The organism is Hymenobacter terricola (assembly GCF_017921975.2).
Classification (GTDB): domain Bacteria; phylum Bacteroidota; class Bacteroidia; order Cytophagales; family Hymenobacteraceae; genus Hymenobacter; species Hymenobacter terricola.
In genome coordinates this window covers 31,038-47,201 of sequence record NZ_JAGEMO020000023.1, presented here as the reverse complement: position 1 = coordinate 47,201, position 16,164 = coordinate 31,038, and the positions used below count along the sequence as shown (strand labels likewise).

The 16,164-nt window shown below is 62.5% G+C and carries 15 protein-coding genes; 6 read left to right on the top strand and 9 right to left on the bottom strand.

Going from position 1 to position 16,164, the window contains the following annotated elements:
* Nucleotides 1–35: 35 nt before the first annotated feature.
* From J4G38_RS16450 to J4G38_RS16440, 3 genes are all read right to left on the bottom strand, one after another.
* The gene (locus tag J4G38_RS16450) at nucleotides 36–479 is read right to left on the bottom strand and encodes a 3-oxoacyl-ACP synthase (RefSeq protein ID WP_210519579.1); all 444 of its coding nucleotides are present in this window, start codon (nucleotides 477–479) and stop codon (nucleotides 36–38) included.
* Complete coding sequence (locus tag J4G38_RS16445; RefSeq protein ID WP_210519577.1) at nucleotides 476–973, bottom strand: hypothetical protein; 498 nt, start codon at nucleotides 971–973, stop codon at nucleotides 476–478. Before J4G38_RS16445 ends, J4G38_RS16450 begins: the two co-directional genes overlap by 4 nt.
* 88 nt (nucleotides 974–1,061) lie before the next feature.
* Nucleotides 1,062–1,529: a nucleotidyltransferase gene (locus J4G38_RS16440; RefSeq protein WP_210519575.1), complete on the bottom strand. Its 468-nt coding sequence runs from the start codon at nucleotides 1,527–1,529 to the stop codon at nucleotides 1,062–1,064.
* 13 nt (nucleotides 1,530–1,542) lie between these two features.
* Here J4G38_RS16440 and J4G38_RS16435 point away from each other — a divergent pair, with 13 nt between their 5' ends.
* Nucleotides 1,543–1,695 (top strand): hypothetical protein, encoded by a 153-nt coding sequence (locus J4G38_RS16435; RefSeq protein WP_226163480.1) that lies wholly within the window; start codon nucleotides 1,543–1,545, stop codon nucleotides 1,693–1,695.
* A gap of 11 nt (nucleotides 1,696–1,706) precedes the next feature.
* Here J4G38_RS16435 and J4G38_RS16430 read toward each other — a convergent pair whose 3' ends face one another.
* Nucleotides 1,707–3,203, bottom strand: coding sequence for a GH3 family domain-containing protein (locus tag J4G38_RS16430; protein ID WP_210519571.1), 1,497 nt, complete (start codon nucleotides 3,201–3,203; stop codon nucleotides 1,707–1,709).
* 136 nt (nucleotides 3,204–3,339) lie between these two features.
* Between J4G38_RS16430 and J4G38_RS16425 the strand changes: the two genes are divergently transcribed.
* A complete protein-coding gene (locus J4G38_RS16425; protein WP_210519568.1) occupies nucleotides 3,340–3,774 on the top strand; it encodes an OsmC family peroxiredoxin in 435 nt (144 codons plus the stop codon).
* A 210-nt stretch (nucleotides 3,775–3,984) separates the two neighbouring features.
* Nucleotides 3,985–4,479, top strand: coding sequence for a hypothetical protein (locus J4G38_RS16420; RefSeq protein ID WP_210519566.1), 495 nt, complete (start codon nucleotides 3,985–3,987; stop codon nucleotides 4,477–4,479).
* 2 nt (nucleotides 4,480–4,481) lie between these two features.
* Here the strand turns inward: J4G38_RS16420 and J4G38_RS16415 are convergent, their stop codons facing one another.
* The 4 genes from J4G38_RS16415 to J4G38_RS16400 all read right to left on the bottom strand — a co-directional run bounded on the left by J4G38_RS16415 (nucleotide 4,482) and on the right by J4G38_RS16400 (nucleotide 8,539).
* Nucleotides 4,482–4,958 carry a Uma2 family endonuclease gene (locus J4G38_RS16415; protein ID WP_210519564.1) on the bottom strand — a complete coding sequence of 159 codons (477 nt, stop codon included), beginning with the start codon at nucleotides 4,956–4,958 and terminating at the stop codon, nucleotides 4,482–4,484.
* A 51-nt stretch (nucleotides 4,959–5,009) separates the two neighbouring features.
* Nucleotides 5,010–6,572, bottom strand: a complete 1,563-nt coding sequence (dnaA, locus tag J4G38_RS16410) for a chromosomal replication initiator protein DnaA (protein WP_210519561.1) — start codon at nucleotides 6,570–6,572, stop codon at nucleotides 5,010–5,012.
* 152 nt (nucleotides 6,573–6,724) lie between these two features.
* A complete protein-coding gene (locus J4G38_RS16405) occupies nucleotides 6,725–7,663 on the bottom strand; it encodes a bifunctional metallophosphatase/5'-nucleotidase (RefSeq protein ID WP_210519559.1) in 939 nt (312 codons plus the stop codon).
* Nucleotides 7,664–7,771: 108 nt separating this feature from the next.
* Nucleotides 7,772–8,539 carry a 5'-nucleotidase C-terminal domain-containing protein gene (locus tag J4G38_RS16400; protein WP_210519557.1) on the bottom strand — a complete coding sequence of 256 codons (768 nt, stop codon included), beginning with the start codon at nucleotides 8,537–8,539 and terminating at the stop codon, nucleotides 7,772–7,774.
* Between the two features lie 176 nt (nucleotides 8,540–8,715).
* On the opposite strand from J4G38_RS16400, the gene J4G38_RS16395 reads away from it, so the two are divergent.
* Together J4G38_RS16395 and scpA are read left to right on the top strand one after the other, a co-directional pair.
* Nucleotides 8,716–10,497, top strand: a complete 1,782-nt coding sequence (locus J4G38_RS16395; RefSeq protein ID WP_210519554.1) for a methylmalonyl-CoA mutase family protein — start codon at nucleotides 8,716–8,718, stop codon at nucleotides 10,495–10,497.
* Between the two features lie 143 nt (nucleotides 10,498–10,640).
* Nucleotides 10,641–12,818, top strand: a complete 2,178-nt coding sequence (scpA, locus tag J4G38_RS16390) for a methylmalonyl-CoA mutase (RefSeq protein ID WP_210519552.1) — start codon at nucleotides 10,641–10,643, stop codon at nucleotides 12,816–12,818.
* Between the two features lie 63 nt (nucleotides 12,819–12,881).
* Here the strand turns inward: scpA and J4G38_RS16385 are convergent, their stop codons facing one another.
* On the bottom strand, nucleotides 12,882–14,546 hold the full coding sequence (locus J4G38_RS16385) for a hypothetical protein (RefSeq protein WP_210519549.1): 1,665 nt from the start codon (nucleotides 14,544–14,546) through the stop codon (nucleotides 12,882–12,884).
* A 597-nt stretch (nucleotides 14,547–15,143) separates the two neighbouring features.
* On the opposite strand from J4G38_RS16385, the gene J4G38_RS16380 reads away from it, so the two are divergent.
* Nucleotides 15,144–16,112, top strand: a complete 969-nt coding sequence (locus J4G38_RS16380) for a hypothetical protein (RefSeq protein WP_210519547.1) — start codon at nucleotides 15,144–15,146, stop codon at nucleotides 16,110–16,112.
* The last annotated feature ends 52 nt before the right edge of the window (nucleotides 16,113–16,164 follow it).

Sequence of the window (16,164 nt, the reverse complement as noted above, 5' to 3'; positions counted from 1 at the left end):
TGCTTGCTCATAAGGTTTACGGAGCGGCTATGCTCCTACTCCACGGCCAGCACGCGCACGGGTTTGCCGTTGAAAACAGCCTCCTCCCCGGCCCGCAGGCCCTTGAGCGCCACGGCTACCGGCGCGGCGGCCGATACGGCAAATACGTCCGGCCCCGGCAACTGCCCGGCGCTGATGCTGATGTAGAACCGGCCCATGCTGGTGGTGACCAGGGCGCCGGGGCGCACGGTATCGCAGGCGGCTTCGGGGTTGATGCGGGCCAGCTCGGCTTGCAGCTGCTGGGCCTGCTGCATGTGGGCGGCGTTGCGGTCGCGCTCGGCGTTGGCCATTTCGCGGCCGGTTTCATACTTGTCGCCGGCGCTGCTCTTGGTTTCGGAGGAGGAGGATTCCTGGGCGGCCTGCATGGCGGTGCGGGCGGCAGCGATGCGCTGCGCGATGAAGGCGTGGCAGAGGGAGTGGAGGGCGGGTTTGGGTGTCATGGATTGGGAAAAATCTGTATCCAGGAAACCTTGGCATTAGTTGCAACAATTTTTACTGGTTCATCGGCCACTAGGAACTTACCTATATGCTCCTGTTTAAAAAACGCATATTCAATCCCAGGCTTATCTACTTCTCCTAAAAAAGCCATTTCAATATCCTGCATCATCATGTTTGGGACCGCCTGCATGGCCGGAAAAGCTGCTTTCAATTGACGGGATGTAGAGCCCACATGGATTCCCTGTGCTGTTTGATAGCTAGGGCTGAGCACAATCAACCCAGTTACTTTTTGGGTCTGTGGATTCATCCAGAACACGAATAGCTTTTGGCCGCTACGACTGACGACGGTAGCGTTAGGCTTATTGCCATATTCATCAAAGCCATACTTGGATAAGTAGTCCGGACTAAAAGCGCAGCCTGTGTATGTCTCTTTTAGCTTCAGCAGTGGCATTCCAATGCGCGCCTTCCCTACCGAATTTTCGGTAATAGTAGGCATATCCGGGAAAGCAGTGGGCGGCGTTTGGCCGTTGCTGCTGAAGGCAATGAGCCAGCAGCTAAGAAGCAGACGAAACTTGGGCACGGGGCTATTCATCCGGGTTCTGGGCGCTCAACAGGCGCAAATCTTCCTGGTCTTTGGCGCGGCCGGTGCTGGCTTTGTTGCGGCGCAGGTCATGGATGCTGATAACGGCCAGGGGCACGCCATCCAGCACGGATTCTTGTCGGTTGGGATAGCATTCGTCGAAACTGACCCCATCGATGACCGTGAGCACATCAATCCGAACCGGCTGTACCCCAATTTGCACGATGACATCCGTTTCCATAAAATCGGCAACGGTATAGCCCAAACCAGCGAAGCCGAAATCAGCCAGTACCTGCACCAGTCGGGCCGCGTTGTCGGGGGTTTGCCTTATCCAGACGTCAATATCTCCGGTGTTGCGCACCACCCCGTAGCGGGCGACAGCAAAGGCTCCAACGATTAAATACTCAACCGCGTGGGCGTTTAATAATTCGACAAACTCTTTGAAGTCGGGGCTGAGCTGATTGGCCTTCATCGGTATGGGAGAGGTGAAAAGCGAAGGTTTGCTGCCGAATGACTTCAACGGCCGCCATACGTTCTTCAGGCGTTTTGGTCAGCCAGAAAAGCACATCCTCCATATCCTGGTCGGCGTGCAAAGTGGTTTTGCGGGAAACGGTTTTATCGAGGCGGAGCATGGCTAAAGTTACGGATTTTAACCCGCGTTGGCCAGCCCTTCCGCCACCTTCCGGTCGTTCCCCAGGCGCGGCACTTTGTTCTGGCCGCCCAGCCGCCCCAGGCTTTTCATGTAGCGCTGAAAGGCGCCGGCGGGCAGCGGCGTAAGTTGCAGCGGCACGAGGATATTGCCTTTGCGGAGGTCGTCGTAATAGGTATTGCGGCGGCGCAGGGCCGCATCCAATGCGGCGGCGAAGGCGGCGGAATCCTGCGGGGGGCGGGCAAACTCTACCAGCCACTCGTGGCGCGAGGGGGTGGCGGGGTCGTCGCTCACGAGCGGCGCCACGGTGAATTCGGTGACTTCGACTTCGGGGAAAGTGGCCATGACTTCGCGCAGGGCCTGCTCCACCTCCTCCCCTATCACATGCTCGCCAAAAGCCGAGAGGAAGTGCTTGATGCGGCCCGTGACCACCACGCGGTGTGGGCGCAGGCTCACGAAGCGCACGGTGTCGCCGAGGGAATAGGCCCACAGGCCAGCATTGGAGGTGAGAACGACGGCGTATTGCCGGTCCAGCTCCACGTCGGCGATGGTGAGGCGGGGCGCGTCGGGCTCGAAAAACCGCTCGGCGGGCACGAATTCGAAGAAAATGCCGCTGTTCAGGAGCAGCAGCAGACCGGGGTTGCCGGGCTCGTCCTGGAAAGCCAGGAAGCCTTCGGAGGCGGGGAACAGCTCGATGCTATCCACCGGCCGGCCGATGCTTTCGAACAGCTTGGCGCGGTAGGGCTCGAAGTTGACGCCGCCGTAGACGAACAGGTTGAAATCGGGAAACAGGTCCTTGACGGGCCGGCCGGTGCGGGCCGTGAGGCGGTCGAAATACATCTGGACCCACGGCGGGATGCCCGAAATCAGGGTCATTTGCTGGCCCAGCGTCTCGTCCACGATGCGCTCCAGCTTGGTTTCCCAGTCCTCGATGATGTTGGTGGCGTAGCTGGGCAGCTGGTTGCGGCGCAGGTAGGCGGGCACGTGGTGGTTGGCAATGCCCGAAAGCCGGCCGGTGCGAATGCCGTGGTGCAGCTCCAGCTCCGGCGAGCCGGACAGAAATATCAGCTTGCCATCCAGAAACTGGCTGCGGCCGGTGCGGTAGATGTAGTAGAGCAGCGCATCCTTGGCCCCGTCGATGTGGTTGGGGATGCTGTCCTTCGTAATCGGGATGTACTTGGTGCCGGAAGTGGTGCCGCTGGTTTTGGCCAGGTACAGCGGCCGGCCGGGCCAGAGCACGTCGGCCTCGCCGGCCTGGGTGCGGTCGAAGTACGGTTTCAGGGCTTCGTAGTCGCGCACGGGCACCTGGCGGGCCAGGTCGGCGGGGGTGCGGATGCCGCCCAGGTCGTGGGCGCGGCCGAAGGCGGTGCCGGCCGCCGTGGCGGTCAGCTTCACCAGCAGCTCGCGCTGGGTGGTTTCGGGGCGGTGCTGCCAGCGCTGGTAGCGCCGGGCAATGTAGCGGGCCAGGGGCCGGCTCAGCGCAGATTTTAATCCCATAAATCCGAAGTAAAACGCCGTTGGAAGGGCTGCGAAGGTACGTTGGCCGAGTGTTCTACTGCACGGCGCGGCAACCCGGCTAACTTGCTGCCGTTAGCTTTACATCACTTACCTCAACCAAACCCAATACCCAATCATGGCAGACCATGCAGGCAAAGCCGTCTGGAACGGCGACATCAAAGGCAGCGGCACCCTCACCACCGACAGCGGCACGCTCAACGCCCCGTACTCCGTCGGCAGCCGCTTCGAAGGCAAGCCGGGCGCGAACCCCGAAGAGCTTATCGGCGCGGCCCACGCCGGGTGCTACACCATGTACCTGACCAGCGTGCTCACCAAGCACGGCCACCAGGTGCAAAGCATCACCACGACCAGCACCGTGACGATGGACCCCAATAACGGCCAGCCCGTTATCACCAAAATCCACGTCAGCACCGAAGGCCACGTCACCGGTGGCAACATCACGGCCGAGGATTTTCAGAAGCACGCCGAAGACGCCAAGGCCAACTGCCCCGTTTCGAAAGCGCTGAGCGCCGTGCCCAGCATGACGCTGGAAGCGAAGTTTGTTGGGTAATTCCAGGTTAGCGCCAGCAGCTGATAGAACGTCATGCTGAGCGGAGCCGAAGCGTCTCGCGTGCAGTAGTAACTCAATCGATTGGATTACTACCACACGCGAGATGCTTCGGCTCCGCTCAGCATGACGTTCTTTCATTTAGCTGTCCGCCTGACGTTCTTTTTGGTCCTGACAACCGACAACCAGCAACTGACAACTAAATTTGTCCCTATGCCCACTGGTACCACCCGCATCCGCCTTCGTCCCGCCAACACTTCCCGTGTCCCCTTTTGGGGGCAATTAGCCATCGGCGCCTTCTGGCTGGCCTACGTGCTGTTTTCGATGCGGAGCAACGCCGGGGCGCAGGATTATCATTTCCTGCACTGGGTATTCCTCGTGTTCACGTTCGTGTACATCGGCTACGTGCTGGTGAACAACGCCCCTATCTTCGGCACCCAGAGTTACCTGGAGTTCACGCCCGGCTACATCGTGCACAAAAACGGCCTGTTCCGCCCCAAGCAGGTATTCGCCGCCGAGCACATTGCCGCCCTGGAACTGAAGCCTCTCCAGCTACGTGTGCGCCAGAAAGACGGCGAAATCTACGCCCTCAACCTGCGCGAAGTGAAAGGCAAAATGCGCAAAATGAGCTTCCGGGAACAAGTGCGGCAGTTTGCCGCCCAGCACAGCCTGCCGCTGGCCGAAAGCAGCTCAACTCCCGCCGTTTAGCGCTACTCAAACAGCGGTGCGAGTGGCAGTTCGATGCCCGTGGCCGGGTCGGTCAGCGTCTGAGGATTGTGGAACAACACATAGGCATCGGGAGCCGAGTACACGGCAACGCCGCGCATTTTGGGCAGCACAATCCAACAGGATTTTACCCCAGCCTGGAAATACGCATTGGCTTTATCAATTAGCTCATTCAACGCTTGGCTTTCCGACAAAATTTCACTAGTGGTGAGCGGTAATTGCTCAATCACAATTTGGTCTTGTGCCATATCCACTGCCATCGGCTGGAAAATGCCAATGTCTGGCACCATCACTCTCCCCGCAACGTCGATATTAATTTCAGATAGAAAGCGAAACCGCTCGCGACAGCGGGTTTTTAACTCAAAAACCGCATTAGCCTGTACAATACTGTGGTTTTTGCTGGGCACGGGCTTTCCGCGTTCGAGCTCGTAGTCGGAAATTTCCGGGGCAACGGTTTCCATAGGGCGAAGGTTTTCCCAAATATAACGTGCCTGGACTGGAAACGGGTAGCCCTACTTCTTGGCGAATTTCTTCCGCAGCTCGTCCACCTGGTCGCGGAACTTCTTGTCCGAATCCACCAAATCCGACACCGTTTGCACCGAGTGCATCACGGTGGTATGGTCGCGGCCACCGAAGTGAAAACCAATGGTTTTCAGGGTGTGCGAGGTGTGGTGCTTGGCGAAATACATGGCCACCTGACGGGCCGTCACCACTTCCTTTTTGCGGGTTTTGTCCTTCAGCAGCTCCACCGAGATGCCGAAATAGGCGGCCACGGTCTTCTGAATGAAGTCGAGGTTGACCTCGGCCTCCACTTCCTCGATGATGTGGCGCAGGGCCTGCTTCACCATTTCCAGGTCGATGTCGCGGCGGCTCAGGCTGCTCTGGGCCACCAAAGACGCGATGACGCCTTCCAGCTCGCGCACGTTGGTGTGCACCGAGTTGGCGAGGTAGTCCACCACATGGTCCGGTGGAATATCGATGCCGTCCTGCTCCATCTTGTTGCGGATGATGGCCACCCGCGTCTCAAAGTCGGGGCTCTGCACATCGGCCGTGAGGCCCCATTTGAAGCGGTTCAGCAGCCGGTCTTCCAGGCCCAGCAGGTCTTTGGGTGGCCGGTCGGAAGTCATCACAATCTGCTTGCCCGACTGGTGCAAGTGGTTGAAGATGTGGAAGAACATCTCCTGGGTCTTGCCCTTGTTGGCCAGAAACTGCACGTCGTCCAGAATCAGGGCGTCGACTTGCAGGTAGAAGTTGGCGAAGTCCTGCACCTGCGCCCGCTGCACGCTGTCGATGAACTGGTTCGTGAACTTCTCCGCCGACACATACAGCACAAACCGCTCGGGCGAAGTCGCCTTGATATGGTTGCCGATGGCCTGCACCAAATGCGTTTTACCCAGGCCCACGCCGCCGTACACCATTAGCGGGTTGAAGCTGGTGGTGCCGGGCTTGTTGGCCACGGCCAGCCCCGCCGAGCGGGCCAACCGGTTGCAGTCGCCCTCGATGTAGTTGTCGAACGTGTACGAGCCGTTGAGCTGCGACGGCACGAGGTTGCCGTCCATCGGGCGGGCCTGGTCGAAGGGGTTGCGCGGCGGCGCCAGCGTATCGGCACCACCGCCGTTGGCGAAGTTGTTGCCGCGGGGCGTGGTCCGCACGGCCCCCGAGGCCACATAGCGCGCCGAAGCCGCCCGGCCGCTGCCGGCCAGCGGGTTGCCGGCGGCCGGCGTGTGGGGCATGGGCTGGGGCGCGTCGCGCGGGTCGGGCGCGGCGGCTTTGCGGGGCGGCGGCAGGTGCAGGGTGCGCGGCTGGGCCTGCTCATTGCCCTGGTCCACCACCACGCTGTATTCGAGGCGGCCTTCCACGCCCAGCTCCTTGTACAGGGCCCGGCGCAGCTCATCCACGTAATGTTCCTCCAGCCAGTCGTAGAAATAGGCGCTCGGCACCTGAATGGTGAGCACGTTGCCCTTAAGCTCGACGGGTACGATGGGCTGGAACCAGGTCTTAAAGCTCTGCTCCCCGATTTCCGCCGCGATACTGCGCAAACAGCCAGCCCAAACCGTGCGAAAATCTTTGAGCATGAGACCAGTTAAACATCAACCGGGTACGGGCCGGGGCGAAAAAAGTGACAAAAGCAGCCGCTTCAGGACGGCCCGTTTTTCTTAGGGGGGGACAAAATTGTGGAAAACTCTGCACTTAAAAAAGCTTAAAACGGCTTGTTTATGTCGTGCTTTTAACAGGCCGCCCGAACCGGCACTACTGCGGCGCTTGCCAGACCGGGCCGCTTGGTTTTTGCTGAAAATTCATAATCAAGCCGCCCCAGGTTGATGCCCGACCAGCCTACCTGGTTGATGAGGGTGGCGCGGCCATCGGGGCTGGTGATGGGCTCCGGGGCGTCCATGAACGTGTGGGTGTGGCCACCTAGTATGAGGTCGATGCCCGACACCTGAGCGGCCAGCTTGCGGTCGTCGAGCTTGGCTTCGGCGTATTTGTAGCCAAGGTGCGAGAGGCAGATAACCAGGTCGCACTTCTCGGGGCCGCGCAGCTGGGTTACCATTTCCTTGCATTTGGCCACGGGGTCGAGGTAGACGGTGGCGCCGAAATTCTTGTCGGCCACCAGCCCGCTCAGCTCAATGCCGATGCCGAACACGCCGATGCGGATGCCCTGCTTCTCGAACACCTTGTAGGACGCAAACCGGCCGGCCAGCGGTGTTTTGGAGAAGTCGTAGTTCGCGATGAGGAACGGGAAGGTGGCGTGAGGCAGCTGGCGCTGCAAGCCGTCCAGGCCGTTGTCGAAATCGTGGTTGCCGAAGGTCGTGGCGTCGTAGCCCATCTCGCTCATGAGCTTGTATTCCAGCTCGCCGCCGAAGAAGTTGAAGTACGGCGTGCCCTGGAAAATATCGCCCGAGTCGAGCAGCAGCACGTTGGCCTCTTTGCCGCGAATGTCCTTGATGAGGGCCGCGCGCCGCGCCATGCCGCCCAGGCCGGCCCACTGCCCGCCGTTGTCGGGAAAGGGCTCGATGCGCGAATGCATGTCGTTGGTGTGCAGGATGGTGAGCTTCACCGGGGCTTTGCTGCTCACGGCGGCTTCGGCCGGGTTGGCCAGGCCGCCCAGCACGGTGAGGCCGGCGGTGCCCAGGAGAGAATTGCGGAGGAATTCGCGGCGTTGCATAAAATTCAGTTAGCAGTTGGCAGTGAACAGTTATCGAAAAAGGGCAACAGTGAGCAACTAACGGGAGCGAACGACTATAAATAACTGCTCACTGTTAACTGATAACTGTTAATTGGCCTTTACCCGGCCTTCGACTTTGGCCGTGACGGGCTGGCCGGCTTTGGTGAGGGCGCGGATGTGGTCGGCGATGGCGGTGCGCAGCAGGATGTTGGTGTGGCGCGGCGTGAGGGCTTTGAAGAACGTCATGTTGTCGCCACCCGTGGCCAGGTAGTCGGAAATAGCAATGGGCCAGGTCCGGTTTTGGTTCACATCAAATAGCTGGTCACCGATGCGAATGTCCTTGGGCATGCCGTCGAACGTGACGGTGTAGGTAGCCCCGGACACGGCCATCTTGACGTGGGCAGCGTAGTCGAATAGCTGCTGCACCACCGGGCCGGGCGCGTCCAGCACCACCAGCTCGTTCTCAAAAGGCATCAGCTCAAACACCGAGCCCAGGGTGACGGGGCCGGCCGCAAAGCCGGCCCGCAGGCCGCCGTTGGTCATCACGCCCAGCGGAATGGGCTCGCCCAGCTCTTTGCTGGCGCGCTGGCGCTGCAAGTCGGCCACGAAATTGGACAGCGGCGACTCGCCGGGGCTTTTGACGAGGGCCGTGGGGGCCGTGCCCAGCACTTCGGTCATCTGCGCGGTCACCTTGTCGTGGTACGGGGCGATGAGCGCCGCGATGGCGGGGTCCTCGGCCTGGGTTTTGCTCACCGGCTGGCTGGTGACGGGCGCAAAGTGCGCCTTGGGCACGTAAGCGGCGCGCTGGCAGCCAGGAGATAGCGCCAAAGCAAACAAGAGCGGCGCAAAGGCGGCGCGAAAAGATTGTTGCAGCATGAAAACGAGTAAAGTGAGCGGCCTGCTTACGGGCCGGCCTTAAGCTTCCGCAAAGCTACGATGCGAGTATCTCCTATGGACCGCTGCACCCGGTTGGGCACTGGCTTTGGGGCTGGGGCGGTATCTTTCGGCCTGTTTCGGTTTAAGCAGTCTTTTTCCGGTTGAGCCTCTTTATTATGTCTGACACCCCGGCCGCCACGCCCGTTTCCTTCGCTGAGTTTCCGGCCGTGACCACGGCCGAGTGGCAGGCCCGCCTGGCCCGCGACCTCAAGGGCCAGGACCCCGCCACGCTGCGCTGGCCCCTGCCCGACGGCTTTGCCCTGGAACCCTTCTACCACCGCGAGGCCCTGGCGGCGCTGGGTGGCCCGCCCGCGCCCCTGCCCCACCCGCCGGCGCCCTGGCTGAACGTGCCCGCGCTCAGCGTGCCCTCGGGCGATGGCCGGGCCGAAATTGACCAGGCCGCGGCGGCCCTGGCCAACGGCGCCGATGGCATTCACTTCCGGCTGGCCGACGCTGCGGCCTTCGACGTGCATTACTTGGCCGAGCAGCTGCCGCTGGCGCGCACCTTCCTGGGCTACACCGTGGCCAATAAGCCGGAAATACTGCTCAGCCAGCTAATAGAAGCCGCGCCCGGGGTGGCGCTGCGGGGGTTTCTGCGCTTTGCCCCTGGCCCGGTGCCCGAGGGGGCCGAGCTGGCCGACTACCGCACGGCCCTGCGCCGCTGCGTGAGCCTGACCACCGGCATGCCCGATTTCCGGGCGCTGGCCGTGAACGGCGCGTTCTTCGGCAACCGCGGGGCCACGGCCACCCAGCAAATTGCCTTCAGCCTGAACACGGCCGCCGCCCTGCTGGCCGAGCTGCCCAACGAGGAAATCAGCGCGGCGCAGGTGGCGGCCACCATGCACCTGCACCTGGCCATCGCGCCCAGCTACTTCCCCGAAATGGCCAAGCTGCGGGCCCTGCGGCGGCTGTGGGCCACGCTGCTGCACGGCTTCGGCCTGCCCGCCGCGCTGAACGCGAACCTGCGCATTCACGCGACCACGGCTTCCTGGACCCAAACCACGCTCGACCCGCACACCAACCTGCTGCGCCACACCACCGAGGCCATGAGCGCGGTGCTGGGCGGGGCCGATTCACTGTCCGTGGCGCCCTTTGACAGCCTGTTTGCCGAGGCCAACGATTTTTCGGCCCGGCTGGCGCGCAACCTTGCGGTGCTGCTGCGCGAGGAAGCCGGCCTGGGCCGGGTGCAGGACCCCGCCGCCGGCTCCTATTTCATCGAAACCCTCACCGACCAGCTGGCCCAGGAAGCCTGGATGCTGTTTCAGCGCCTGGAAGCGGCGGGCGGGCTGCCGGCGGTGCGCGGCCAGCTGCTGGAAGAAATCAAGGCCGTGGCGGCGGACACGTTCCGGCGCATTGCCAGCGGCCAGCAGGTGATAGTGGGCACCAACCGCTTCCAGGACCGCCAGGAGCAGTTCAGCTTCCATCCCAAGAAGCTGTTGCGCTCGGCGGCATTCGATGTGACGCGCGCGGCCTACCCCACCGAGGTGTTGCGCCTGGCCACGGCCCTGCACTTCGAGCGGCGGGAAAAGAAGAGCAAGCGCGCCGCCGTGGTGCTGCTGGGCAGCAACACCAACCAGATTATCCTGGAGTCGTTTCTGCAAACGCTGCAGGCCCACGAGCGGCCTGAGATGGCGGCCAGCCACCCGCCGGGCACCTTGTCGCTGCTGTACTCGTCGCCCGAGGAAGCCACGCTGATGTACGCCACGCCCGAGCAGTTCCAACGGTTTACCCGCTTCATTTACCAGATTCCGAACGAGAAGCAGCTCTTTATCCCGCCCGCCCTGCTCACGTCCGACATGGCCACCATGCACGAGGCGGTGCGCGTGTTCGGCTTCCACGAAATGAAGGTGCAGGGCTACACCACCGAGGAAGTGCTGGCGCGTTTGCAAGGCCGGTAGCACATCAAATACTCAAACCCAGCCCGTCATGCGGAGCGCAGCCGAAGCATCTTTACCGCAGTAGTAATCCAATTGGTACTGATTAGTTGCGCGGTAGAGATGCTTCGGCTGCGCTCAGCATGACGTTCTTATTTGTCCCACCCATGAAGCCCGACTTCTCCACTATCTCCTACAACGCGGCGCCCGCGCCCGCCGCCTCGGCCGCGCCCGAAACGGCTGCTACGCTCACGCCCGAAGGCATTCCCATCAAGCCGGTGTACACGCCGGCCGACATTGCCGGGCTCGACCACCTGGGCTTTGGGGCGGGGCAGGCGCCGTACCTGCGCGGGCCGTACGCCAGCATGTACGTGCAGAACCCGTGGACCATCCGGCAGTACGCGGGCTTCTCCACGGCCGAAGCGTCGAACGCCTTCTACCGCCGCAACCTGGCTGGCGGGCAGAAAGGGCTGAGCGTGGCCTTCGACCTGGCCACCCACCGGGGCTACGACTCGGACCACCCCCGCGTGCAGGGCGACGTGGGCAAGGCCGGCGTGGCCATCGACTCGGTGGAGGACATGAAAATTCTGTTTGACCAGATTCCGCTGGGCGAGATGTCGGTGTCGATGACCATGAACGGGGCCGTGCTGCCGGTGCTGGCCTTCTACATTGTGGCAGCCGAGGAGCAGGGCGTGCCCCCGGAGAAGCTGGCCGGCACCATCCAGAACGATATTCTGAAGGAATTCATGGTGCGGAACACCTACATCTACCCGCCCGCGCCGAGCATGCGCATCATCGCCGATATCTTCAGCTACACGGCGGCGAAGATGCCCAAGTTCAACAGCATTTCCATCTCGGGCTACCACATGCAGGAAGCCGGCGCCACGGCCGATTTGGAGCTGGCCTACACCCTGGCCGACGGCCTGGAATACGTGCGCGCCGGCCTGGCCGCCGGGATGAAGATTGACGAATTCGCCCCGCGCCTGTCCTTCTTCTGGGCCATCGGCATGAACCACTTCATGGAGATTGCCAAGCTGCGCGCCGGCCGCCTGCTCTGGGCCAAGCTCATGCGGCAGTTTAACCCCACCAACCCCAAAAGCCTGGCCCTGCGCACGCACTGCCAGACCTCGGGCTACTCCCTCACCGAGCAGGACCCGTACAATAACGTGGCCCGCACTGCCATCGAGGCCCTCGCGGCCGTGCTCGGCGGCACTCAGAGCCTGCACACCAACGCCCTCGACGAGGCCATTGCCCTGCCCACCGATTTCTCGGCCCGCATTGCCCGCAACACCCAGCTTTACCTCCAGCTCGAAACCGACGTGACCAAAGTGGTGGACCCCTGGGGCGGCAGCTACTACGTCGAAACCCTCACCCACGAGCTGGCCGACAAGGCCTGGGCCCTCATTCAGGAAGTAGAAGAGCTGGGCGGCATGGCCAAGGCCATCGAAACCGGCCTGCCCAAGCTGCGCATTGAGGAAGCGGCGGCCCGCAAACAGGCCCGCATCGACTCGGGCAAGGAAATCATCGTGGGTGTGAACAAGTACCAGACCACCGAGAAAACGGAGGTCGAAGTGCTCGACATCGACAACGACGCGGTGCGCGAAAGCCAGATTGCCCGCCTCAAAACCATCCGCGCCACCCGGGATACCGTGGCCGTGAAAGTGGCCCTGGCCGCCCTCACGGAGGCCGCCGGAGTTCGTATTGATGACCTGGCCGCCAACCAGCCACCAGCAACCAACAACGAGAAACCAGAAACCAACCTCCTGGCCCTGGCCATCACCGCCGCCCGTGCCCGCGCCACCCTGGGCGAAATCTCCGACGCCCTCGAAGCCCAGTTCGGCCGGCACCAGGCCACCACGCGCACCGTGTCGGGCGTGTACTCGCAGGAGATGAGCCACAACGTGGCTTTCGAGCAGGCCCGCGCCGCTGCCGAGGATTTTGCCGCCCGCGAAGGCCGCCGCCCCCGCATGCTGGTGGCCAAAATGGGCCAGGACGGCCACGACCGCGGCGCCAAAATCATCGCCACCAGCTTCGCCGATGTGGGCTTCGACGTCGACATTGCCCCCCTCTTCCAAACCCCCGCCGAAGTAGCCCGCCAGGCCGCCGACAACGACGTGCACGTCGTGGGCGTGAGCAGCCTAGCGGCCGGCCACAAAACCCTGCTCCCCCAGCTCCTCAAGGAACTCAAGCAACTGGGCCGCGAAGACATTCTGGTGATTGCCGGCGGCGTGATTCCGGCCCAGGACTACCAATTCCTCTACGATGCCGGCGTGGCCGGCGTGTACGGCCCGGGCACGGTCATCGCCACGGCCGCGCTGGAGATTCTGGCGAAGCTGGGGGAGTAAGAACCATTAAAAAGGCCACGGCCCGGATTTGCATTCGGGCCGTGGCCTTTTTAAATAATCGGCTTACTGCACGCCCAGTTGGATGCGGGCCGTTTGGCCGTTACCGAGCATAGTAAGCAACTGATAAAGGCCGGGCGTGAGGCCGGCCAATGAGACGGCATATTCGCCCGCCGTGGCTGGCAATGCTTGCTGCTGCACAGAGCGACCCAGCGCATCGAGGACCACCAACTGGCCGCCGCCCGCCGGTAGTAGCAGCGTAGTATGGCCACTGGCCGGGTTGGGGTAGCAGGCGAGCACGGCAGCGGGCACGGTCGGGCGGGTAGGCGTGAGCACATTGCCAACCGTAAACTTTGCGATGACGATGTCGCTACTGGCAGTAGAAGTGCCGGGGGTAGTAGCCAGCGCGCCAAAAGCGGCGTTGCCCGTGGCACTGCCAACGACGAAGCCATTGCCGCTGGCATCAGCTACAATGAAGTTGCCAGTAGACGTGTCCGTACTGCTGGTACCAGCGGCCTGGTCGGCCCATACCGCATTGCCCTGGCTGTCGTATCGGGCCACAAACAGGTGGCGGCCGGCGGCGGTGAGCGGAATGGTGCCAAAAAGAGCCGAGTTCTCAAACATTCCCGTTACCAAGTAGCCGCCACGGCCATCGTAGGCCACGCTGTTGGCAGCGCTATACATTGTGCCGTTGGTCACCTGCCGCGCCCAAACCTGGGTACCCTGGGTGGTGTAGAGCGCTACATATGGCTGAGAGTTCGTGGAGGTACCGTACGCCCCCGCCACCACGGGGTTCCCGCCAGCATCCACGGCCACACTCAACGCAGAGCTGTAAACACCGTTAGTACCCGTCCCACCATCTCGCCGAGCCCAAACGAAGTTGCCGGCGGCATCCAGCTTGCACAACAGGATATCCGTACTTCCGGTGCCGACAACGGTGGTGGTGCCAAACGTAGCAGTGCCATTGAGCTCGGCGGCAATAAAGGCATTGCCTGCGGTGTCCAGCGCCAGGGAATTAACAATTATAAAGCTGCCCGTCGTGACCAGTTTAGCCTGTAGCACGGCCCCTGCGGGGGACAGCTTGCAGTAAAATATATCGGGTCTGGGTCCACCAACGGGAGTTGGCGGCCCGCCGAAGGATACCGCCCCCTCCGTATCGCCGGCAATAACGACGTTGCCCGCACCATCAATAGCAATGCCCCCAGTACTGATTCCATTGCCGTTGCCCTGGCGCACCCACTGCTGCACGCCTTGCGCGTCGTATTTCACGAGGTAGGAGTCGTAGTTATTGATTGCAGCAAGCGTGAGCGTGGTAGTGCCGAGGGCAATGGGTGTGGTAAAAAAACCCGTCATGTAAACATTACCGGCCGCATCTACTGCGATATGGCTACTTGATATACCTGGGATAATTTTATTCCAAATCAACGCGCCGGCGGCACTGTACTTAGCCAGAAACGTGTACCGTCCTCCTGCCCCCGCCAACGTTGCAGTACCCAGCGTGAGACTACCGCCCGCGTAAGCCCCGGTTACATACTGGCTGCCATCGGCCCCTATCACTATATGCCTCCCGCCGCTGCCACTGCCCGTGCCGCTGGAGATGCTGCGCTGCACGCTGGTCCAGGCGGGAGTGGTTTGGGCGCGAGCCCCCGGTTCCACCAGAAAGAAGGTCGCCAGCAGGAGCAGGAGGTACAGGTGCGGCCACCGAGGGCGAAACAGCGTAGAAAGATTCATTAGGTAAGAATTAAAGAAAAGGAACGGGAATCTACCCGCTTTCAAAGGTACGTGCCGTGCTAGTCTCGTGCAGGGCATTTCATCGGCGCGGCTAAACCCCACCCAAAATACCCGGCCCGGCCCGCCCCACCCGGCGGGCCTTTTTTATGCCCATTTTTGCACCACACCTATCCCCTTCCCATGCCCCTCTTCGCCGCCCTCAACCGCCTCAAAGCCGACCTCGACGCCCTGCGCTCCCTGGCCCCGGAACAGGAGCAGCGGGTGCTGCAACAGTTTCTCCCGGCACAGCACTAGTCCCCGCCCCACCCGGCGGGCCTTTTTTGTTGCCCGAAGCCCGGCCGCAGCACTCCGAAGCCCGTCCGCACCGGCAAGGAGCGCATTTGCACCAACAAGAAGCTTTTTTTCAGGGGCGAGGAGCCGGGGGCCACCGGCCAAAAGCCGCTTCCCAGGGCCTAGGAGCCGGTTCGCACCCGCAAGGAGCCAGTTCACACCGCCAAGGAGCCGGTTCGCATGGGTGGGAAGCGGCTCCTTGGCGGTGCGAACCGGCTCCAAACCGATACCTTACGGCTTCCATTTTCACCATTCATTTTCAAGCAGATGAAAAGAGCTACCGCAGTGCTTCGGCACTACACAACGGCTGATGCCGTGATGCGCCAAAACATGCGCACCATGCACGCGCACTACACCACCCACCAGGCGGCATTTGCGGCCTTCAACCCGGAATTCGACCCGGCCTTTGGGACGGACTGGCTGGCAGCCATCGACGCGGCCGACACCACCCCCGACAACACCGTGCGCACCGGCGAGCTCATGGAAGACACCACCGAGGTGACCGATGTGATGGAACAAGCCCGCACGGCCGTGCAAAGCGTGTTTTATTACGTAGGCCGGGCCTTTCCGCACAATGCCGGCCGCCTCGAACAGTACGGCCGCAGTACCTACGTGGCCGCCCGCGACAACCACGACCGGATGCGCACGCTGCTGAAAACGGCCTTCACCTCGGCCACCCGCGATAAGGCGCCGCTGGCGGCCAAGGGCTACTCCGCCCCGCAGCTCGCTACGCTGGGCACGCTGGTAGAGCAGCTCGCAACGACCAACACCACCCAGGAGGTGACCAAGGGCACCAATGTGGAGGGCACCGACCATTACGTGACCACCCAGAACCTGGCCTACGGCTACGGGCAGGAGGCGAGCGCGGCGGCCAAGCTGCTCTTTGCCGAGGACGCGGCCACGCTGGCTCTGTTCCGGCTGGGCGGGCCGGCGGCCAGCAGCCCCGAAAGCCACGAGGTGAGCGTGGGCCCCGGCGATGTTGCCAGCATCACCTTCGACACGGCGCTGCTGGCCACCACCCGGCTGCACCTGCGCCTGGCGGTGCCCACGGCCGGGCAGGTGGCGCTGGTGGGCCGCGTGGTGGCGGCCGGCGACAAGCTCACGCTGCGCGCCACGCTCACGGCCGGCACCAGCGAGCTGACCGTGCCGGCGGCCGAGCTGGGCCTTGCCGGCCAGGTGCTCCAGGTGCAGAACGACGGCCCGGAGGCCGTGCGCGTCGAAATGGCGCTGGCCTAAGCCGGCCCCAACAGCAGCAAACAGCAGCGGCCCGGATGTTTATCCGGGCCGT